This window comes from Mycobacterium cookii, assembly GCF_010727945.1.
Lineage (GTDB): Bacteria > Actinomycetota > Actinomycetes > Mycobacteriales > Mycobacteriaceae > Mycobacterium > Mycobacterium cookii.
This window is the reverse complement of record NZ_AP022569.1, coordinates 4,860,408-4,881,501: the sequence shown is the minus strand read 5'-3', so window position 1 is coordinate 4,881,501 and position 21,094 is coordinate 4,860,408. Positions and strand designations below refer to the sequence as shown.

The following is a 21,094-nucleotide window of genomic DNA, read 5'->3' as shown; positions in this document are numbered from 1 at the left end:
ACCCGCTCAATACAGAGCGGGCACGGCCTACGTTGCCTCGCGGTTCGGTCAGAGTGCGCGGACCTTGCTGGCCTGCGGACCCTTGGCGCCCTGAGTGACCTCGAATTCCACCTTCTGATTCTCCTCGAGGCTGCGGAAGCCGCCGCCATCGATCTCGGAGTAGTGCACGAAGACATCCGGACCTTCTTCGCGCGCGATGAAACCGAAGCCCTTTTCGGCGTTGAACCACTTCACAGTTCCCTGTGTCATTTGTTTCTCCTATGTCAGAGATACCGGTCCGCACCGTGCGGACCGGTGGCCGAATGATCAGACGGCTGCTTCTGGCTTGCCCTGCAAGGAGAAAGAGACGCCCGCACCAAGTTTCTGCGCGAGCGTGTATGTAACACGAACACTTAGAATTTCGACTCCATCAATACTACGCGATCTATTGCAGAAAGTGTTACCCATCTGGTCAGGACCGTGGTGCTGATCGACGGCGCGCGGTTGGGGAGCAACGCGGGTAGCCTGCGAATCCATGGGCAACCGGCGGTGGCGTCGCGTCACAATCGCCGTGTGCGCGGTGCTGATCGCCGGTGCGTGTCACTCAGCCCCGCGACCAATAACTCCCGCGCCGAGCACGCCGTCGGCGACCAGCGCGTCTGCAGGAGCGCCGAAGGATCTCGCGGCCGCTACCGCCGCGGCGCAAGAGAAAGCCGACCGGCATACCTCCGGAGACTTCGCCGGCGAATGGTTGTTGTTCACAAAAGATCTGCGCGACAACATCTCCCAGCAGTCGTTCGTCGAGTTTTCCCAAAAGTGTTCTCCGACAGGCTTGACGATGAAGGCATCCGGCGGCCGCATGGACAGCCCCGAGCGGGCAGTCATCCACTTCGACACCATGGGCGTGACACACGCCGTGACAATGATTTACGAATACGGCGGCTGGTACAAAGAGCCCGACGAGTTCTTGCAGGCCAATTTCGGCAAGAACGGCGACGAACTCATCGCGGTCGATCAAGCCGCCGGCCACTGCGGCCAGTAGAGCACCGGATGCCGAGTCGCCTCATGGCGACAGACGCCAACCCACTCCGAGATACCGGGATGATGGGGACATGGGCTTGCACATAGTTCTGCTGCTGTTGCTGGGCGCCGTCGGTGTGATCGTCGCGGTGCACTGGATCGCTGAACGGACCGGCCTGCCCAGCGCGGCGTTGCTGGCTCTCGGTGGCATCGGTTATGCGTTTCTGCCCGGGCCAAACGTCGCCCTTCATCCCGAACCGGTGTTGTACTGCATTTTGCCGCCGTTGCTCTATTACGCGGCGTTGGAATCTTCCCTTGTCGCGATCCGGCGCAACATGCGCGCCGTGATCAGCTTGTCGGTAGCGCTGGTGTTGCTGACCGCCTGTTCGGTCGGCGTCGCGTTCGGCCTGCTGGTCGGCGGCGCAACCTTCGCGGTGGGCACAGTGCTCGGAGCGGCGGTTGCGCCACCGGATCCGGTAGCCGCACTCGCCGTGGCCCGCAAAGTCGGGCTGCCGCCCAACATCATCACGCTCATCGAGGGTGAAGGACTTCTCAACGACGCGACGGCCCTGACCACGCTGTCGGTCGCGATCGCGGCAGCAAGTGGTGCCGGCTTCTCCGCGCCCGCCGCGGTCGAGGAATTCCTACTGGCAGCGGTCGGCGGTTTCGCGGTCGGCGCGATCATCGCAGTGTGCCGTCGTCTGCTGAGCCGCTGGACGTCCGACATCCTGACGCTCAACGCGGTCTCACTCGCCACGCCCTTTGTCGCCTACCTTGTGGCAGAGGAGATCTCGGCCTCCGGGGTGTTGGCCGTGGTCGTGTGCGGACTCATCGTCGGACATGACCTACCGCGGTCCGAATCGGGCGCCAGTCGACTGCAGACCCGCGCGGTCTGGCGACTGGTCAACTTCCTGCTCGAGGGCTTCGTGTTTTTGCTGATCGGCCAGCAATTACCGCGCATCCTCAAGGGCCTCGACGACTACTCCCTGGAGATCATCATCGTGGCCGTCGCAATCACCCTGGCGGTGGTGCTGTTGGTGCGGCCCCTGTGGTTGCTACTCACTCAGATACTGCCTCGACCACTGCACACTCGACTCGGGGATCTTTCGAACACGGCGTTCGACGGTTCAGCGGCGTCAGCGCCAGTCGGTCCGACACCCGACCGAGACTCGCAACGGCTCAGCGGCCGTGAGCTATTCGTTCTGAGTTGGGCCGGCACCCGCGGTGTTGTCAGCCTCGCCGCAATTTTTACGGTGCCGCTCGTGACCAACACCGGTGCGCCGTTTCCCCAACGCGATCTGCTGCTGTTCTGCACGCTGGTGGTTGTCCTGGTGACGCTGATCGGGCAGGGCCTCACATTTGCACCGTTGGCGCGCGCACTAGGTATTCGCGTCAAGGCCGCCGACGAATCGCGGCTCCGGAAACTGGCGCGCGTCGCGGCCATCCGGGCGGCACTCGACAGACTCGACGAACTCAATCACCCGAACACTCCAGCCGCCGACCGCCGCGCCATTGACGTTGTGCGTCAACAGCTGTCGGCCCGGCTAGCGGCGCAGCAACAACAACTGGATGTGCTCGAGGTATCCGATGCCGACGATCTCCCAGCTTTCCCGGACGACGAGGCGCTCCTCAAAATTCGGCGCGCGGCAATCGATGCTCAGCGCGAAGAAATGGTGCGCTGGCGTGACGCCGGCCTGCTCGCCGACCGCAGCCTTCGCGCGCTGGGGCGAGCGCTTGACCACGAAGAGGGGATGCTCACAGTCAGCAGGCCGTGGTGACATCCGCCGCATATCAGTCGTCGGCGCTCAGCCGCCGGGTGAGTTCGTCATAAGCGCTCTGTCCGCGGGCGGATGTCCCTGCGTCCCCCGCGATCCGGATGATGACGTCAAGCGAACCTGCGCCAAGCACGTCGTAAATAGGTCTGTCGCAGGGGCTCTTTGAGACCGAGCACGGCCAATGGGTCCTCAGGTGGTGCCGGCAATTGGCGCAGCGCCATGGTCGGATCGTGCGAAGACGGCTTGCGCCCATCTGCTCCGGTAAGCGTTTCTCGCATCCGACCAAGGCAGCTTAATGACCGGCGCCGAACTCTTCATCGACGGCGGAAAAGTCCAGATTTAGATCTGCCCACCGCAGCGCGCGACGAGCCTGAGAGGCCTAATATGCCCGCCATCGTCAACGCCGGCAGCACCGAGACCTTCTGTTAGTCCACTTACCCGAAGATGCACCGGGGTGACTGTCACAGGTCGAGCACGATGGCCTCTGCGGGTTGTGAGCAACAAATCAGGATGTTTCCTTCGGCGGGTCGTTCTAGGGGTTCGGGGTCGTAGCAGACACTCCCGGAAAGCAGTGCGGTCACGCAGTTGTGACATACGCCTGTGCGGCAGGACCAGCGGGTTGGGACGTCGCACGCTTCGGCGAATTCGAGCAGACTGGCGCTCGCAGGACCCCAGGGTGCCGAGATGGCGCTGCGGGCGAATTGAATGGCAGGTCCTGGACCGGGAGGCCCAGCGGGCAGGTGCGGAAGGACGGACGTCGGCGCAATCCCGGGTGTGAGCGCGCCTGCCGCCCCGAAGAGTTCGGTGTGGACGCGGGCGGGATCAAGTCCGTAGGTGACGAGGCCGGCGCTGAGTTCGGCCATGAACGCCGCGGGCCCGCACAGGTAGGCGTCCCCGTCGCGGGGCAGGCCGAGTTCGCGGAGCGATTCGATTGATAGGCGGCCGTGCTCGGTGAAGTCGACACCCTGCCGGTCAGCGGACGTCGGGCCGCTGTAGAAGATGTGGGATTGACTGTGGGGCAACTGATCGAGCAGGGAGCGGCTTTCTGCGCCGAAGGGATGCTCGGAGCTGTTGCGGGCGCCATGCAGCCACCACACCTGACGGGCCGAGCCTGACCTGACGAGCATGTGCAGCATGGACAGTACGGGGGTGGCTCCGATTCCGGCGGAAAGCAGGACCGCGGGCGCGTCTCCGTCCGACAGAAAGAAAGTGCCGCGTGGTGCGGCGACGTCGAGGAGGTCACCGAGTTGGACGTGGGCGTGGATGTGTCCGCTCGCTTGCCCATGGGGTTCGTGTTTGACGCTGATCCGGTATTCACCGGAGCCGGGCCGGTTGGACAGCGAGTAGTTGCGGATCAGAGGGGGATCGTTCGGATCGGGGAAAAGGCGCAGCGTGATCGACTGGCCGGCAAGCCATTCCGGTAGGAGCGCACCGCTGGGGTCGGCCAGGGACACTGAGCGTACGTATCGGGTTTCGTCGTGAACTGCAGTTACTTGGAGTGGCCGAAAGCCGGTCCACGCCGGCGGCGGACTCGTGGCCGGAGTCAAACCGACGTTGCCTGATCCTGACTCTGAAACGGGTTGTTCGGCCAAACTCTGCAGGGAGGCTGTCCAGCCCGGGCTGAGCGCGGGGATGCGGAGAGCACGTTGCAGAGCGTCTCGAGGATGTCCGGGCAGGTAGAGCAATGCGTCGATCTCAGCGACCGTGATCCCCTCAGATCCGGCGGCGATCTTGACGATCTCCTGACCCGCCTCGACTTCCCCTTCGGTAATCACCCGGCAGTAGAAACCGGGCCGCCGGTGAGAGACCAGCAGTGCAGCCATCCGGGGCTCGCCGATGCGCATACCTGCGCGATAACAAGTAACACGCGGTTGGGTCACCTCGAAGACCGCGTCCCCGATCCGGTATCGGTCCCCGATACACACCTCATCGTCGGGCAAACCTTCGACGGTCAGATTCTCACCAAGAAACCCGGGCGCCAGGTCGTCGCGGTGAAACTCGTTGGCCCAGTGACGATATGAATCGAGTTGATACACGAGCACGGCGCGGTTCTCCCCGCCATGGCCCTCGAGGTCGCCCTGGCCGTCTCCGTCGATGTTGAGCCGCCGAACCATCCGGCGGCCGGTAACGGGCGTCTTCCAAGCCCCGGTGTACACGGTGCGGCCCTTCCAGGGAACGTCTTTGGGTAGGCCGACATTCACGGAGATCAGCTTCGCCACCGCGCACTCCTGTCGTGGATTGGTAACTGATTATGGCCCAGCCAAAGCCGGGTGGCAGGGCAGTCTGCACTGCTCACCGCGCGCAGCGTTATGCGATATCTGCCCTTGCGCGGTTGTGGCCGCTGGGGCGGTTGGTGGAATTTGCGTGGGTATCGATTTTGGGTCCCGGCGACCGGACGGCATGTCGTTGAAGTATTAGCGCGCCGAAACTGTTCTTGTAGTCGAACGAACTTCTGGGGAGAAGGAAAGGCAGCTATGCTGCGGTTTTGGTTTTGCCGGCTGGCCCTACGTCCAATTCCGCGGCTGCCCTGTGGGTTTCCTGCGAGTCCTTGACGAACACACCGTGGGATGGACCGACTTTCGGGTCAATCTCCAATACATCAGCATCGGCAACGTCGGGCCAGACGACCGCTTGGCACTGTTTGCCATCGTACAAACCGATTTTCTCCCAAAAGTGTTCACAAGCGGCATGGAAACGGCCCCCGGAGGATTCTCCGAGGGCCGTTCCTTACTAGTAGCGGGGACAGGATTCGAACCTGCGACCTCTGGGTTATGAGCTACGCGCCAGGGATTTTCCCGTATGCGCCTGATCTCAAAAGCGCAGCTCAACCGCGTTCAGATGTCTGACCCGTTGCGCCAAATCGCACCGATTCTGGGCGGTTTCATGGTGTTTTGTTCCCAAATCTGTTCCCAAAAATCTTGGGCTATCTACTCCCGCCAGGTTCGCTCCATCGGCGCCTGAGTTACCCACCATCGGCCATCATGTGATCGATACCGCAGCAAGGAGGATGCCACCGCACGGCCCGGCTGTGAGGATGCAGTGGCGCTGCCACAAGGGCGTTTCAGCTATCGGGCGATCAGAGGACGGTGTCGGAGAAGCGGTCGAGCTGGCTCGGGTCAGCAGACCAACAGTAGATGCTCACCTCAGCTGCACCGAGATCCGCGTATCCCGCGATGGTGTCCTGGATCTGCTGTGGGGACGTCGCCAGATGCTCGACTTGGAACTCGGCAAGTCCTTGCTCCGTGTAGTACGCGGCCAGAGCATTCTTCGCGTCATCGATAACCGCATCAGGGCCGAGTGCGGCGTTGAGTTGTCCGACTACGTGTGGACGTCCGGGCCGCCCAGCTTCGGCCCATTGGTGGTTGATCAGCTCGATCAGCTGGCCTCCGACTTGTGGCGGCAAGGCGCTGATGCAGCCCAGCCCATGTCGGGCCACTCTGCTGGCCCCTTTTTCGGTCACACCGCCCAGGAGTATTTTTGGGCCGCCGGGGGTGACCGGTTGCAGCTGCGTGATCTGCTGATCGAAGCGGGCGCCGCGGCCTTTGATGTCGACCTCCGCGGCGGCGAAGTCGGCGGGACGATCCCCTCCGACGCCCATTCCCAGGGTGAACCGGCCTCCCGAGAGCCGGTCGAGGGTCGCAGCTTGCGCGCCCAGAAGCGCTGTACCGCGCAGTGGTCCGATTAGGATCTGCGGGCGTAACCCGATACGTGAGGTCGCTCCGGCCAGCACCGCCAGCGTCACCAGTGCTTCGGCGTTGGTATATGCCAACCGGTCATAGACGGCCACGCTGCTGAAGCCGGTCGCTTCCGCCCGGGTCGTCCAGTCGAGCAGCACGTCGGGGTTGTTGACGGGCAAACCGATACCGAGCTTCATTACTTTCCCCTGTCCACCGACCTGCGCAGTGCAGCTTCAGTGGCCGACCGTCCATGCGGGGTGAAGAAATTCAGTCGGTTGACGGTACTGCGCCCGGTCCTCCAAGAAACTTTTAGTTTCTTATAAGGAGCAGGCTAGACCTCGGACGGAAGAAACACAACAGTACCTTAGAGGAGTTGAACGGCCACCAGTTATCCTGCAATAGGGTCTTGACGTCGAGGCTTGTTCCTTCTGGCGGGGGAACGGCGCCGGGTGGGCTGCGTCTTCGGCTGGGCACTGGCGTGGGGGGCGACAAACGGCACGAGTAGTTCGTCGACGAGGCGGACCACGAGCTCGTCGGTGATGGGCTCGCCCGAGATGAGCAGGCGGTGAAACAGCACGCTTTGCGCCAGTGACCACACAATGTCGGTCGGCACGTCGGCGCGCACATCCCCGCGAGCAATGCCGCGGTCCAGTAGTGCGGCCATTTCCTTGCGCCGCCAGCTGATCACACCGTTACGGAAGGCCTCTGCCAAAACGGCGTCGTGCGACATAGTGGCGATCACGGCCCGCATCGCCGGGCCGCGCGGACCGGTGAACATCCTTTTCCATGCACGCAGGACGGCCAGCATGTCGGAGCGGTAGCTGCCGGTATCGACGCTGGGGGCAGCGACTGCTATCACCATGCGCAGCAACACGTCTCGTAGCATTGACCGGCTATCAGGCCAGCGTCGATACAGCACGGGCTTGCTGGTCTTGGCAGCCGCGGCAACGGCATCCATCGTGACGCCGGCCGCGCCGTGCCGTGTGACCAGCTCCAAGACTGCCGACTCAATCGCGGCGTCGAGTTCCGCGCCGTGCCGGCGGATCTTGCCCATAAAAAATCCTTTCTAAGAAACTGTTGCGCCCCTTGATCCTACGGACTACCGTCGAGTCAGAAGAAACATCTGCGTATCTTAGAGGTGTCCGGATGCCGGGAAAACCGCGATCACCCCTGGGCGCCGCCGATACGGCCAGCAGGTATGGCAACAAGAACACCCGCCTGGCTGGCCGAAGTGCTAACCGCGAGGCGTCCGTGCGTTGCTGGTGCGCCCTGGGCCGATTCCGTCGGTCGACGACGTGGCGGCCGTCGTCGCACCCCTGCTCTCAACGGCCCCTCCTAACCACCAGAGCTTCTTCGACGCCCCCGGCCGCAGCAGCCTGGAGGCTCGACCTATCCACCATAAGATGGCGTCGCGGCCGTGCTCGGACTGACACGAGAATTATTGGGCCAAACGATCGAAGCCCACAGAGACAACACGGCTACGTCGCGCCTAACCCATCCATCCAAAAGGACAGGCCATGACTTTTGACACCCGCAACGGCACGCGCGGCGCCCGCCAGCCTGGCGGACGGCTAATGAAGGCAATCAACAACTGGAACATGAACCGTATCCGTCGCAAAGGCGGAAAGATTATGGGACTCGACGCCTTGGTGCTGACGACCGTTGGCCGCAAAAGCGGAGAAAAACGAGACACACCCGTGGCATGGTTTGCCGACAGCGACCACAGCTGGCTGATCGTGGCGTCCGCGAACGGGGCAGCCAAGAACCCGTCCTGGTATTACAACCTCGCCGCCCATCCAGACCAAGTGGAAATCAATCTGGCCGGCCGCAGCATTCCGGTGAGCGCCGAACAGCTCCATGGTGCCGATCGCGAATCAGCCTGGCGCCAAATTATCAAGGCATCACCGAGGTTCGCTAAATACACCGAGAAGACTGACCGCTTGATGCCGGTAATTCGTCTCCACGCCAGAGCGGCCCAGCCGTAGAACTCCGGCCAACATGCACCCTAACCGGGCTACCAGCTTCACCGTCAATGTGGCATTGGTCAGGGCGAATTCGACGGCAAGCAACTAAATTCGCTTGTGACCGGCAGCGCGTGCCAGCATGGCGGCTGGGCGGCGAGGCGGTATCTGGGTTGAGGGCCAGCGCCGCGTTCCTGTCCATAATGCGGGGGGCGCGTCAAGAAGCTGTGCAAGCACAAGGGCAACGGCATCGTAATTGGCGCGCCAACCGCGAAAGTGCGACCACGACTCTTCATCGGAGCGGTCGATCGGGTAGCCGAGTTCGCGCAACATCGCGCTGGCCCCTCGAAACTCGTCGTATGTGTCCGAAATTGGGGCATCAGGGTCCGGCTCGTCGGATACCGATTGCTGCATTGCACGGGCGATCTGTTCCAGCGCGACAAAGCCCGTTCGTAATGCCAGGCGCGCGGCCAGTTTGGGTTCCGACGACGGGGCTAGCGCCAGATGCATTGCGGCGGCATCCATCACGGCAATCAGCGAGATCAACCAGTGCGACATCGGCTGAGGAGAGCGGAACCGGGCCAGGGTCAAATAGGTGGTGTGGGACTCGGCGACCTCCGCGGCCCACCGCTCCCAGGAAACGAACAACGTCTCGAGGACCGGTCGGATGTCGCCGTCTTGAATGCCCCACTTGGTACGAGCGAGAATTTCTGGCCCCCACGCGGGGACACCCGCGCGTGAGCCAAGCAAGCTGACCTCCGTTTCACGCCGATTGAACGCGGCGTACAGCGCAGGCAGGTATCCGACTTGCAATCCGATCACAACCAAGCCGGTGAATGCCGCCAGATAATGGACGGCGGTACCGCCAGCGCCGATCGGCGCTGCGTACCCCAGGGTGAACATCGACGAACCGGCCTCGGAGACAGCCTGTCCCAGATGACCTTTCACACTCGGCAAAAGCAACAGCGTGAAGTCCGCGACGAGCAAAGCGAGCCACGCCGTAAGCCGGACAAGCAAGGTCAGAGGCGATTGCCACGCCAAAATCCGGTCGCGGCGCTCATAGGAGCGAACCGACCGAACCAATACCAAGAACACGCCGTCGAGGCTCCGCCCGACCGCGCGCGAGATTCGAGAGTTGACCGCGCGTGGCACGACAAGCGTGCCAACGACGCTGGACAGAGCACCGATTACGATAATCAGCCCCGCAGCGAAGCCAAACCAAATGCCAAGCATCGCAACAAGTTAGGCGAACAGGCTACTTTGGCGGCCAAACCCGATACAGACCTTCAACTCATCTCCTCGGGTCCATGTTCCGCCGGAAGCAGGCCCGTACAGCGACGTGCCGAGCGTTCAAACGGGAAAGAACACACAGCGTCGGCGAAGCTGCCGCGCCATCCTTCGAAAGGACGGTTCGGCTTCTTGCGAAGCCAAGTTAACTCGTTGGACGCAAGAAACGCAATAGTACCTCGGAAGAACGAGGCATGAGCACGCGACCCCCGAGCTCCACGGCTCTACCGTTTGCGACGTAACGCCTTTCGAAGCAACCCTCCAAGACCTATTGCGGTTCTCGCGGCACACAGTTACTTTGAAGATAAGAAACTGTCGCGTATCTTAGAGGTGATTGACGTGTCCAGCAGTGCCCAATCCCCACTCCACACCGTGGGAACGGTGCCCGACGGGGCCGACGCGGCTAGCCGTGCCAACCACGTCATTGCCCATCAGCAAGACGAGGTGCCGACGAGGTCGCGACTGCCTCGTTCGGATGCGCAACGCAACCATGCCCGAATCGTGCATGCCGCGCGAACCGTTCTCGCCAACTCGCAAGATGCATCCTTGCGGTCAATCGCCAAGGAGGCGGGGGTGGGCCAGGGAACCCTCTACCGCCACTTTCCCGACCGACAGGCGCTGCTGGCGGAGGTGTACCGAAACGACCTACAAATGTTGGAAGAACTGGCCGAGGCGCTGCTCAGGACGCATCCACCGCTGACCGCGTTACGGTTATGGTTCGGCGTTATAGCGTCGTTCGCTGCCAACAAACAGGACTTAGCCGCCGCCCTTCCCGTAGCCTCGCCGGCCGCGGAGGAAAACGAGGAAAGCCTGCTGATTGGTGCCGCCACCAGATTGCTCGACGCCGGCAAGGACGCCGGTGAGATCCGATCCGATGTCGACGCTCGCGAACTGGTGCTCTTGATGAGCAGCCTGTGGCGAGGGCCTTCGAGCGTAAACCAACCGGCGTCATCAACGCATATGCTCGATCTGATCATCGAGGGAATCCAACTTCCGATGACGTCCGCGGAGGGCGACCAGGCCTGCGCCGCAACGGTTTTGCGCATCTGCAACTAGGAGGCGAAGTCATGCCAGCACCAGGGGCACAACACCGCGCTGAACACGCTCGATTGGCCGATGCGCGACCAGAGCGAAACCCCCTGCATCTCGCGTATTTTCAGATGGGCGTCGGCTCAATTTGACCTTGCACGGCGGCGATCACATCTTCGGCGGCTTGGCGTAGCGTTTCGAGCCGCTGAGGGCCGAGCACGTCGATGAAGCATCTGCGCACGCGAGCAGCGTTCGCCGGCGCCGACGCGACGAAGGCATCCCGGCCGGCGTCGGTGAGCACAATGTCGGGGTAGCGAGCATCGCAGGATTGGCGGCGAATCAGGCCCCGTTTCTCCATCCGGCTCAGGTGATGCGATAACCGGGTTTTGTCCCATTGGGTGACTGCGGCCAACTGCACCGCGCGCATCCGCCCGTGGGGTGACTCCGACAAGTTGACCAGCACCTCGAAATCGGAATCCGAGAGCCCCGACTCCTGCTTGAGGCGTCGGGTCAGGTGCCGGCCCAGCGAATGCTGCATGGTCATGAAGCTGCGCCACGCAGCGAGCTCCTGCTCGCTAAGCCCCTGCTGACCGGTCATGACGTCGATTCTACTCCCACGGGTTGACATATCAACCTAAACCTCGTACCGTCTATACCTAGGTTGATATATCAACCCAAGTCGGATCTCACTAGTGAAAGAAGAATGATCATGAGCGAACAAAAGCGAATCGCTGTCGTTGGTGCCACCGGATCGCAGGGCGGCGGACTGCTGCGGGCCATCCTGTCCGACGACGAACAACGATTTACCCCACGAGCCCTGACGCGTAACGCGCATTCCGCCAGTGCGCAGGGGCTGGTCAAGGCGGGGGCCGAGGTGGTCGAAGCCGACCTCGAAGACGAGGCCGGCATCCGGAAAGCGTTCGACGGGGCCTACGGCGCCTACGTGGTGACCAACTATTTCGCGCAACGCACCCCGGAGGACTACGGCCGGCGGACGTCAGCCGAGATGGAGCTCCAGCAGGCCGAAATCGCGGCCAAGGCAGCCAAAGACGCCGGAGTGGCTCACGTCATCTGGTCCACGCTTGAGGACACCCGCGGGCGTTTCGTCGACGACGAGAAGGTGCCCACCCTCGATGGGCGCTACAAAGTGCCGCACTTCGACGCAAAAGCCGAGGCCGACGAAATCTTTGTCCGACACGGTGTTCCTACGACTTTTTTGCGAACCACTTTCTTCTTCGACAACTTCGTTATGTTCCCTGGCTTTGGACCCGTGCGTATCCCGAGCGGTGAGCTGCTGCTTACGTTGCCCATGGGTGATCAGCCGGTGGCGGGCATCGCAGTGGATGACATCGGCAAGACCGCCCTGGGCATCTTCAAGCGTCCAGATCTCGTCGGCAAGACCGTGAGCATCGCTGGCGATCACTTGACCGGTGAGCAGTACGCGGCGGCATTCAGTGACGCGCTTGGCGAAATGGTTGCCTACCAACCGATGAGCTGGGATGGCTACCGAGCCTTGGGCTTTCCCGGCGCGGTCGAGTTCGGCAACATGTTCCAGTATTACGCCGAGGACGCTGAGCAATTCATCGGCGACCGTGACCTGACCGCGGTGCGCGAGATCAACCCCGAGCTGCAGTCTTTCCGCGACTGGCTGGCGTTGCACAAGGATCAAATCCCGATCGGCTGACGCGCGGTGCCCTGGGTCAGCAGGTCGTCGTGCCCGTCGGCGGACAGCGGGGGGGCGCCTTCGTTGACCCTCATCGCAGTAGAGGCGCCGGCGGTCGCGCCGACAGCCGAATTGACAAGGGCCACCGGTGCTTAGCGCGGCGGTTTCACAAAAAAAGGAGCTTAGTGAGATGAGAAACGATTTATTAGCATGGCCGGGCAGCGCGGCATATCAAGCCGCGACCACCCCGCGCAACTCCAGCGTGACGCAGCAGCCGGCGGTTGTGGCTCGTCCGCAAAGTGCCGGGGAGGCGGCCGAGGCGGTGCGCTGGGCCGCCGATCGGAATCTGGGCGTGGCCGTGCAGGCCACCGGACATGGCGCGGGCGCACCGATCGGACCGCACCGCGTGCTCGTCGACACCGCTGCGCTGGACACGGTATCGATTGATGCCGGCGCCCGCCTCGCCCGCGTGGGCGCGGGGACGACGTGGTCCGCCCTCAACTCCCGGGCGCAGCGGGACGGCTTGTTCGGGTTGGCCGGGTCCTCGCCGACGGTCTCGGTGGCCGGCTACACCTTCGGCGGCGGCGTGGGATGGCTCACCCATCCATACGGGATGGCCAGCTCGGCACTGGTAGCTGTGGACTACATCGACGGCGACGGACGCCTGCGCAGGGCGACCGAAGATGCACCTAATCCGGTAGACCGCGCAGCCTTATGGGCGTTCCGCGGCGGCGGCGGTGTGGGCATCGCCACCAGCCTCACACTGGATCTCGTTGCGCCTCAAGCGGTATGGGCGGGCTACCAATTGTGGGACATCACTGCGCTTCGGCCGGTCGCGGAGGCATGGGCGCAGGCCATGAGCGACATCGGTGATGCGCTGTCGACCCATATCAGTGTCGTGCACACCCCGCCGGACTGGCCATTCCCGACGAGGTTGCGGGGAGTTCCGATCGTGCACCTGGCGTTCGCTTCGCCCGCCGGCCCCGACGCGGCCGCCCCGCTGCTGCGTGCCCTACGCGGCGCACCACCGCCTGTGCTCGACAGCGCCTGGGCACCCGCCGATGCGGCCCGGCTGGCTCAGATCCACCTCGATCCCCCAAATCCGACACCCGTGCTCGGCACCGGCCGCTGGCTCAGTGCGACAACGCCGAAGCTGGCCGCGGACGTTCTGGACACTGCGGCCGCGCCGGACTCGCCGACGACGATGATCGAGTTGCGCAACGTGGGCACCCCGGCGCCAGCGCGCGATGGCGCGCTAACCAAAGCGCCCGGCCCCTTTGTGCTGCATGCGGTGGGACGGGTAACCGACCCTGATTCCCGCGCGGCCACCGAAAACGGGCTCACCCGAGTCCGTGAAGCCGCGGAATCCGCCGACATAGGACAGGCAGCCGCATCGTTCGCCCAGGGCCGCGCCAAAGTCGCCGACGCACTTCCACCGGTAGCGGGGCAACGGCTGGTCCGGCTTCAGACGGCGATTGACCCCGAACGGCGCCTTACCCCCTCACGCATCCTGGCGGCCCTGACGGGCGCGTGAAAGGGCGCCCAGCGGCAATACACCCGGCTTACTGCTCTTGGTTGCCGCAGCCACGGTGGCCGTAGCTGGGTTAGATACGAATCCGTATCGAGCTTGGATGGCTTGCCCGGGCTTGGTATCGGCGCCGACCCGGTGCGACTCGTGCATCCGCGTCCCCGTAGAAGTGGCTTACTACGTGTGAATTAGAGAGGCGTAGCTGGTGATAGCGGACATCGTCACGCGGTTGAACTCGCCACTAATCCTTCGGCACGCTAGATACTGTTGCGTTTCGTAACGCCGCGAACTAACCTTTCAAAATAAGATACTTCGGCGTTTCTTAAACGCAGAACGGCACTGACATCCCCCGCGCACAGCGGCGGCGGGAAACAAGAAAAGGGAGAAAAACATGAATGAAAACAAGCGCATCGCCGTGGTCGGTGCCACCGGAACGCAGGGTGGCGGACTGGTCCGGGCGATCCTCGCCGATGCCGAACACGAATATGCGGCAAGAGCGCTGACCCGCAACGCTAATTCCGCGAACGCTCAGGCACTCACCACGGCCGGCGCCGAGGTGGTCGAAGCCAACCTCGACGACGAGGTCAGCATGCGGAAAGCGTTCGACGGAGCGCACGGCGCCTTCGTAGTGACCGCCTATTTCGCCGTGCGCAGCCCGGAGGACGAAAGCCGGCGCACAGCAGCGGAGATGGAACTCGAGCAGGCGGAGGTAGCCGCGCGGGCGGCTAAAGACGCCGGCGTCGCTCACCTCGTCTGGTCAACGCTGGAGGACACGCGGACGCGTTTCGCTAACCCCGACGAGGTGCCGACTCTGGAGGGACGGTACAAAGTGCCGCATTTCGACGCCAAGGCCGAGGCCGACGAGATATTTGTCCGATACGGCGTGCCCACCACGTTCCTGCGAACCTCGTTCTTCTTCGAGAACTTGTTCATGTTCCCTGGGTTCGGACCCGTGCGCGCCCCCAGCGGTGAGTTGGTGCTCGCGTTGCCCATGGCCGACCAGCCGGTGCCGGGCATCGCCGTGGATGACATCGGCAAGAGCGCGCTGGGCATCTTCAAGCGGGGCCCTGAATTGATCGGAAAGACCGTCAGCATCGCCGGCGATCACCTGACCGGAGACGGATACGCGGCCGCATTGACCGAAGCGCTCGGCGAGAAGGTTTCGTACAGGCCGGTCAGCTGGGATGAGTTCCGGACCCTTCCGTTCCCGGGCGCGGTGGAGATGGGCAACATGTTCCAGTACTTCGCCGAGGACTCCGAGCGGTACAGCAGGGACCGGGATCTAGCCGTGGTGCGCGAGCTCAATCCCGAGCTGCAGTCTTTCCGCGACTGGCTCGCAGTGCACAAGGATCAAATCCCCCGTGACTCGAGCGCGATACCGCAGGTCACCAAGTAAACATGTCTGCCTGCGGGAGGTCGCTGGGGATCGGCGCAGTCATTCTCGCTGGCACGACAGCCGTCAGCAGTAACAAGCGCACGATGGACGGTCGCAACTTGTGGCCTTTGATATGAGTCAGCGGTTGACATATCAACCAGCAGTAGAGTAGCGTCGTTCTTAGGTTGATAAGTCAACCTAGAGACCGTGAACGAGAGAAGAGAATTGATGAGTCAAAGCGACCAAGCTCAAGCCGTGACTGAAATGTCCGACCGATTCGAATCGGCCTACCGCGGCGAGGCCCCTGAGTTGGCGGGCGCCCGCCCGCCGTGGAGTATCGGTGAGCCCCAACCTGAACTCGCCGCACTCGTTGAAGCCGGCGAATTCCATGGTGATGTCCTCGATGTGGGCTGCGGGGAAGCCGCCATGTCGCTGTTTCTTGCCCAACGCGGCTACACCACGCTCGGATTGGACCTGTCGCCCACCGCCGTCGAGCTAGCACGGCGTGAGGCCGCCAAGGGGGGCCTGAGCAACGCCAGCTTCGAGGTGGCCGACATCACGTCGTTCACCGGCTACGACGGCCGCTTCGGCACCATCGTCGACAGCACCTTGTTCCACTCGATCCCGGTTGAGGCCCGCGATGCCTACCAGCAATCGATTGTCCGCGCCGCCGCACCCGGCGCGTCCTATTTCGTGCTCGTCTTCGACAAAGCCGCGATACCGGAGGGGCCACCTTATGCGGTGACCGCCGACGAGCTACGTGGTGCGGTCGCACCATATTGGGTGATCGACGACGTCAAACCCGCTCGCCTGCATGGCAAGTTCCCCCCGAACTTCGCGGGTTTCGCTGGGACAGCTTTCAGGAACGAGCCTGACGGCCGCCACTCGGTGGCGGGATGGCTGCTCTCGGCGCATCTCGACTGACCCGGCCAGCCGCCGGGTGGCGTACACCGCTGATTGAGACATCTATTTCATCGGATCGGCTATGAAAGAAGAAGGGCCATGAGTCAAAACGATCACAGTCAAGCCGTGACTGAAATGTCCGACCGATTCGAATCGGCCTACCGCGGCGAGGCCCCTGAGTTGGCGGGCGCCCGCCCGCCGTGGAGTATCGGTGAGCCCCAACCTGAACTCGCCGCACTCGTTGAAGCCGGCGAATTCCATGGTGATGTCCTCGATGTGGGCTGCGGGGAAGCCGCCATGTCGCTGTTTCTTGCCCAACGCGGCTACACCACGCTCGGATTGGACCTGTCGCCCACCGCCGTCGAGCTAGCACGGCGTGAGGCCGCCAAGGGGGGCCTGAGCAACGCCAGCTTCGAGGTGGCCGACATCACGTCGTTCACCGGCTACGACGGCCGCTTCGGCACCATCGTCGACAGCACCTTGTTCCACTCGATCCCGGTTGAGGCCCGCGATGCCTACCAGCAATCGATTGTCCGCGCCGCCGCACCCGGCGCGTCCTATTTCGTGCTCGTCTTCGACAAAGCCGCGAGGCCTAAGAGTCCCCCGTATGCGGTGACCGCCGACGAGCTACGCGAAGTGGTCTCGCCATACTGGGTCATCGACGACCTCAAGCCCGCCCGGATACATGGGACGCTCCCCGAAAAGTACAGTCTCGATGAAATATCGTTCAAGCACGAATCCAACGGACGCATCTCCATCGCAGCCTGGCTGCTCTCGGCACATCTGGACTGACCCGTCTAACTCGATTGGTCTTCGTTGTGAACAGGCCGCGACAGCCCACAGCCCGGTAGAGCTTTGCGCTTGGCTTCAGGATCGGCTTGTTTCAGGTGGGCAGTCCGTATTCATGTGTTCTTCGATCGCGGCAATCACATCTTTAGCGGCGTCGCGTAGTGCTGCCAGCCGCTGAGGGCCAAGCACGTCGATGAAAAATTCCCGGACGCGAGCCGCGTTCGCTGGCGCGGCAGTCACAATAGCGTCCCAGCCGGCGTCGGTGAGCACGATGTCGGGATAACGAGCCTCGCAGGCCTCCCTGCGGATCAGGCCACGTTTCTCCATCCGGCTCACGTGATGCGATAAACGGGTCTTATCCCATTGGGTGACCCGGGTCAATTCGACCGCGCGCATCCGCCGATGTGGTGACTCCGACAAGTTGACCAGAATCTCGAAATCGGAATCAGAGAGCCCGAACTCCTGCTTGAGGTGCCGGGCCAGATGCCGCCCCAGGACGTGGTTCATACTCATGAAGCTGCGGTATGCATCGAGCTCATCGTCGGTGAGCCCCTTCTGATCAGTCATCGGTTTCCGATACTACTCGTAAGGGTTGACATATCAACCTTTCGGTCGGGATGGTTGACCCGCTTCGGTGAGCGACGCCGACTGACAAGAAGTTGACGCGTCGGCTTGCGGCGGCTTCTCCACCGGAGGTGGCAGCTAGTCACATCGGCCCTAAGCCGCGAGCGTGTCCCTCAGCCGGCGTGTGGGCCCTGTTTAGGCGACCGCGACAATCCCTCCAGTGCGACGCATCCCTGCCGTGCCACGAATATCGCCCGGCCGCTAAACGGATTAGTCCGGCCAGACAACTCGTCCGTCGACAATCAGTCGTTAGCGGTGCGAATGTTCCCAAAAGTGTTCCCAAGCGGCATGAAAACGGCCCCCGGAGTGATCTCCGAGGGCCGTTTTTACTAGTAGCGGGGACAGGATTCGAACCTGCGACCTCTGGGTTATGAGCCCAGCGAGCTACCGAGCTGCTCCACCCCGCGACGGGTGAATATCAGGTTACCGAACCCGCGCTAGGCCACCAAATCGCGCCTTGATCAGCATCAACCGACTCACTTGGTGTTGTTGTACTTGTTGATCGCGTCGTCCAGCCGCTGCAGCGCCGACCCGTATGCGGCGAAGTCGCCGTTTTTCTGCGCTTCGCGCGCGGTGCCCAGCGCCGACTCGATGTCCTTGAGCGCGGCGGCCTTGGCTGGTGAGAGCGTGACGGCGCCGCCGGGCGGCGGGATGGCAGCGGCCGCCGGGGGCGGTGTCGGCGGCGAACCTTCGGGCGGCGGACTGCCAGCGGGCGCGGCCGGTTCGGTGGGCGCGATACCGGCCGCAGTCGCACCGGCACCAGGACCGAACAGCCCGGTCAGCGCGTCACCAACGGTGGGGCCGTAGCCGATTTTGTCGTTGTACATCATCGCCACCCGGATCAACCGCGGATATGACGACGCGGCGTCGCTGGCACCGGGCGAGGCATACACCGGCTCGACGTACAGCAGTCCACCCTTCGCAACCGGCAACGTCAGCAGGTTGCCCCATTTGATCCGGTTCTGGTTGTCCCGGCCGATCACACCGAGGTCCTGGGATACCGCGGTGTCGGTGGTGATCGCGTTGTTGGCCAGCTTGGGTCCATTGACCTGACCGGGAATGGTCAGCACGGTGATCTTGCCGTAGTTCTCCGGATCGGAACTGGCGCTGATGTAGGCCGCCAGATAGTCCCGCTTGAACCTGTTCATCGCAGTGGTCAGCTGGAACGACGCCGAATTGTCGCCTTTGGCAATGTCTTTCGCGACGATGTAATACGGCGGCTGATAGCTGCTCGCCGTCGGATTCGGGTCCAGCGGCACGTCCCAGAAATCGGACGTGGAGAAGAACGTCACCGGGTCGTTGACGTGGTATTTGGCCAGCAGCATTCGCTGCACCTTGAACAGGTCTTCGGGATAGCGCAGGTGGGCAGACAATTCGGCCGTGATGTCGCTCTTCGGTTTGACCGTCCCGGGGAACACCTTCATCCACGCTTTGAGCACCGGGTCGCGCTCGTCCTGCTGATACAACGTCACCGTGCCGTCGTAGGCATCGACGGTGGCCTTCACCGAGTTGCGGATGTAAGACACCTGCTTGTCGGGTGCCAACCGGTTGAACGCCACTTCGGTGGAGTCGGCGGTGGCCGACGACAGTGACGTGAGCTCGGAGTAGGGATAGTTATCCAGCGTGGTGTAACCGTCGAGGATCCACACCAGCCGCTTGTTGACGATCGCCGGGTACACGCCGCTGTCTGTCGTCAACCACGGCGCCACCGCCTCCACCCGCTGCGCCGGATCACGGTTGAACAGGATCTTGCTGTTGGATCCGATGACGTTGGAGAACAGGAAGTTTCGCTCGGCGAATTTCGCGGCGAAGACGCTGCGCGACAACCAGCCGCCAAGCGGCACTCCCCCGCTGCCGGTGTAGGTGTAGTTCTTGGTCTCGGTGTTGGTCTCGTAGTCGTATTCCCGGTCGACACCGTTCTTGCCGACGATCGCGTAATCCGCGGGCGTGCTCGATATCACCGGTCCGTAGTAGACCCGCGGCTGGTCCAGCGGTGCCGGACCCGGGGACAGCACGCTGCCGTTGGCGCCAACCACGCTGGCCCGAAACTCCGGGTATCCGCCATTTTGGTTGGGGTCGTTGGCAATACCGCGCACGGTGTTGGCCGGCGAGGCGATGAAGCCGTTGCCGTGTGTGAAGACGGTGTGTCGGTTGATCCAGTCCCGCTGGTTGTCGATGAGGTGATCCGGGTTGAGTTCACGGGCCGCGACGACGTAGTCGCGCAGCGTGCCGTCGCGATCGCGGTAGCGGTCGATCGACAGCTGGTCGGGAAAGTAGTAGAAGTTCTTGCCCTGCTGGAACTGCGTGAAGGCCGGGCTGATGATCGTAGGGTCGAGCAGTCGGATGTTGGCCGTGGTGGCGCGGTCGGAGGCGACCTGTTCGGCGGTGGCCTGGCTGTCGCCGCTGTAGTCGCGGTAGGTCACCACGTCTTCGGTCAGCCCGTAGGCCTGACGGGTCGCGCCGATGCTGCGGCTGATGTATTCGCGTTCCTTCTGCGCTGCATTGGGTTTGACGCTGATCTGCTCGACAATCAGCGGCCAGGCGGCGCCGACGATCATCGACGACAGCAGCAGCAGGACCAGTCCAATGGACGGAATCCGCAGATCTCGCAACACAATTGCCGAGAACACCGCGATCGCGCAGATCAGCGCGATCGCCAGCAGAATCAGTTTGGCGGGCAGCACCGCGTTGATGTCGGTGTACCCCGCCCCAGTGAACGGCTTACCGGCGCGAGTGTGCGACAGCAGCTCATAGCGGTCCAGCCAGTAGGCAACCGCCTTGAGCAGCACCAGCGTTCCGACCAGGCTGACAAGCTGGATGCGCGCCGAGCGGCTCAGCGCTCCGGTGCGACCGGAAAGCCGGATGCCGCCGAAGATGTAGTGCGCCAACAGGTTCGCGACGAATGCGAGGAACAGTGCAACGAACAGGAAGCTGAGCACCAGCCGGTAGAACGGCAACTCGAAGGCGTAGAACCCGAGGTCTTTACCGAATTGCGGATCGCGAACGCCGAAGTCGCCGCCGTGCAGGAACAGCTGAATACGCACCCAATAGGTCTGCGCGACAATCCCGGCGAGCAAACCGATCGCCACCGGGACGCCCGCGCCAATCACCGGCAACCTTGCCATCACCACGGTGCGGTAGCGCGCCACCGGGTCGTTGCCGTTGCTCGGCACGAACACCGGTCGGGTTCGGTAGGCCAGCGCCAGACCACCGAACACGATGCCGCCGACCAGCAAGCCGATCACCACAAACACGATCAACCGGGTCACCAGGACGGTCGAGAACACCGAACGGTAACCCAGCTCGCCGAACCAGAGCCAGTCCACGTAGGCGTCGATCAGTCGCGGGCCGATGAGCAGCAGGCCGATCGCGGTCAGCGCGACCGCGATGAGGGTCCGGCTACGTCGAGTCAGCTTCGGCATTCTGGCGGCAGGCCGCATCCCCACTAGCTACGCTCCCTGCTCGGTTGTGCTCGACGTTTCAA

The 21,094-nt window shown here is 63.0% G+C and carries 17 protein-coding genes and 1 tRNA gene; 9 read left to right on the top strand and 9 right to left on the bottom strand.

The genetic code is table 11. The annotated features are described in order from the left end of the window. Positions 1–48 precede the first annotated feature (48 nt). Positions 49–249 (bottom strand): cold-shock protein, encoded by a 201-nt coding sequence (locus tag G6N27_RS22935; RefSeq protein ID WP_163780418.1) that lies wholly within the window; start codon positions 247–249, stop codon positions 49–51. Between the two features lie 310 nt (positions 250–559). Between G6N27_RS22935 and G6N27_RS22930 the strand changes: the two genes are divergently transcribed. Both G6N27_RS22930 and G6N27_RS22925 read left to right on the top strand, forming a co-directional pair. Beyond that, positions 560–1,021, top strand: coding sequence for a hypothetical protein (locus G6N27_RS22930; RefSeq protein WP_163780415.1), 462 nt, complete (start codon positions 560–562; stop codon positions 1,019–1,021). A gap of 70 nt (positions 1,022–1,091) precedes the next feature. Continuing rightward, complete coding sequence (locus G6N27_RS22925; RefSeq protein WP_163780413.1) at positions 1,092–2,777, top strand: cation:proton antiporter; 1,686 nt, start codon at positions 1,092–1,094, stop codon at positions 2,775–2,777. A gap of 458 nt (positions 2,778–3,235) precedes the next feature. Here G6N27_RS22925 and G6N27_RS22920 read toward each other — a convergent pair whose 3' ends face one another. The 3 genes from G6N27_RS22920 to G6N27_RS22910 all read right to left on the bottom strand — a co-directional run bounded on the left by G6N27_RS22920 (position 3,236) and on the right by G6N27_RS22910 (position 7,505). Continuing rightward, the gene (locus G6N27_RS22920) at positions 3,236–4,993 is read right to left on the bottom strand and encodes an MOSC and FAD-binding oxidoreductase domain-containing protein (RefSeq protein WP_163780411.1); all 1,758 of its coding nucleotides are present in this window, start codon (positions 4,991–4,993) and stop codon (positions 3,236–3,238) included. 857 nt (positions 4,994–5,850) lie between these two features. Continuing rightward, positions 5,851–6,648: an LLM class flavin-dependent oxidoreductase gene (locus G6N27_RS22915; RefSeq protein WP_163780409.1), complete on the bottom strand. Its 798-nt coding sequence runs from the start codon at positions 6,646–6,648 to the stop codon at positions 5,851–5,853. Between the two features lie 191 nt (positions 6,649–6,839). Next, entirely contained in the window at positions 6,840–7,505 is a 666-nt protein-coding gene (locus G6N27_RS22910; protein ID WP_163780407.1) for a TetR/AcrR family transcriptional regulator, read from the bottom strand. Between the two features lie 463 nt (positions 7,506–7,968). Between G6N27_RS22910 and G6N27_RS22905 the strand changes: the two genes are divergently transcribed. Next, positions 7,969–8,436, top strand: a complete 468-nt coding sequence (locus tag G6N27_RS22905) for a nitroreductase/quinone reductase family protein (protein WP_179963324.1) — start codon at positions 7,969–7,971, stop codon at positions 8,434–8,436. Positions 8,437–8,520: 84 nt separating this feature from the next. Here G6N27_RS22905 and G6N27_RS22900 read toward each other — a convergent pair whose 3' ends face one another. Beyond that, positions 8,521–9,645 carry a hypothetical protein gene (locus tag G6N27_RS22900; RefSeq protein ID WP_163780405.1) on the bottom strand — a complete coding sequence of 375 codons (1,125 nt, stop codon included), beginning with the start codon at positions 9,643–9,645 and terminating at the stop codon, positions 8,521–8,523. Between the two features lie 435 nt (positions 9,646–10,080). On the opposite strand from G6N27_RS22900, the gene G6N27_RS22895 reads away from it, so the two are divergent. Next, on the top strand, positions 10,081–10,755 hold the full coding sequence (locus G6N27_RS22895) for a TetR/AcrR family transcriptional regulator (RefSeq protein WP_163780403.1): 675 nt from the start codon (positions 10,081–10,083) through the stop codon (positions 10,753–10,755). A 100-nt stretch (positions 10,756–10,855) separates the two neighbouring features. On the opposite strand, the gene G6N27_RS22890 is transcribed toward G6N27_RS22895, so the two are convergent. Then, the gene (locus tag G6N27_RS22890; RefSeq protein ID WP_163780401.1) at positions 10,856–11,326 is read right to left on the bottom strand and encodes a MarR family winged helix-turn-helix transcriptional regulator; all 471 of its coding nucleotides are present in this window, start codon (positions 11,324–11,326) and stop codon (positions 10,856–10,858) included. A gap of 111 nt (positions 11,327–11,437) precedes the next feature. On the opposite strand from G6N27_RS22890, the gene G6N27_RS22885 reads away from it, so the two are divergent. The 5 genes from G6N27_RS22885 (at position 11,438) to G6N27_RS22865 (ending at position 16,989) form a co-directional block, all read left to right on the top strand. After that, the gene (locus G6N27_RS22885; RefSeq protein ID WP_163780399.1) at positions 11,438–12,412 is read left to right on the top strand and encodes an NmrA/HSCARG family protein; all 975 of its coding nucleotides are present in this window, start codon (positions 11,438–11,440) and stop codon (positions 12,410–12,412) included. 169 nt (positions 12,413–12,581) lie between these two features. Further along, positions 12,582–13,925, top strand: coding sequence for an FAD-binding oxidoreductase (locus tag G6N27_RS22880; protein ID WP_163780397.1), 1,344 nt, complete (start codon positions 12,582–12,584; stop codon positions 13,923–13,925). Positions 13,926–14,310: 385 nt separating this feature from the next. Further along, positions 14,311–15,315 carry an NmrA/HSCARG family protein gene (locus tag G6N27_RS22875; RefSeq protein WP_163780395.1) on the top strand — a complete coding sequence of 335 codons (1,005 nt, stop codon included), beginning with the start codon at positions 14,311–14,313 and terminating at the stop codon, positions 15,313–15,315. Positions 15,316–15,558: 243 nt separating this feature from the next. Continuing rightward, on the top strand, positions 15,559–16,218 hold the full coding sequence (locus tag G6N27_RS22870; RefSeq protein ID WP_163782216.1) for a class I SAM-dependent methyltransferase: 660 nt from the start codon (positions 15,559–15,561) through the stop codon (positions 16,216–16,218). 114 nt (positions 16,219–16,332) lie between these two features. Next, positions 16,333–16,989 carry a class I SAM-dependent methyltransferase gene (locus G6N27_RS22865; protein ID WP_163782215.1) on the top strand — a complete coding sequence of 219 codons (657 nt, stop codon included), beginning with the start codon at positions 16,333–16,335 and terminating at the stop codon, positions 16,987–16,989. A gap of 75 nt (positions 16,990–17,064) precedes the next feature. Here G6N27_RS22865 and G6N27_RS22860 read toward each other — a convergent pair whose 3' ends face one another. The 3 genes from G6N27_RS22860 to G6N27_RS22850 form a co-directional block, all read right to left on the bottom strand. After that, the gene (locus tag G6N27_RS22860; RefSeq protein ID WP_163780393.1) at positions 17,065–17,553 is read right to left on the bottom strand and encodes a MarR family winged helix-turn-helix transcriptional regulator; all 489 of its coding nucleotides are present in this window, start codon (positions 17,551–17,553) and stop codon (positions 17,065–17,067) included. A gap of 390 nt (positions 17,554–17,943) precedes the next feature. After that, a tRNA-Met gene (locus G6N27_RS22855) sits at positions 17,944–18,017 on the bottom strand. Between the two features lie 69 nt (positions 18,018–18,086). Next, positions 18,087–21,056 carry a UPF0182 family protein gene (locus tag G6N27_RS22850; protein WP_163780391.1) on the bottom strand — a complete coding sequence of 990 codons (2,970 nt, stop codon included), beginning with the start codon at positions 21,054–21,056 and terminating at the stop codon, positions 18,087–18,089. Between the last annotated feature and the right edge of the window lie 38 nt (positions 21,057–21,094).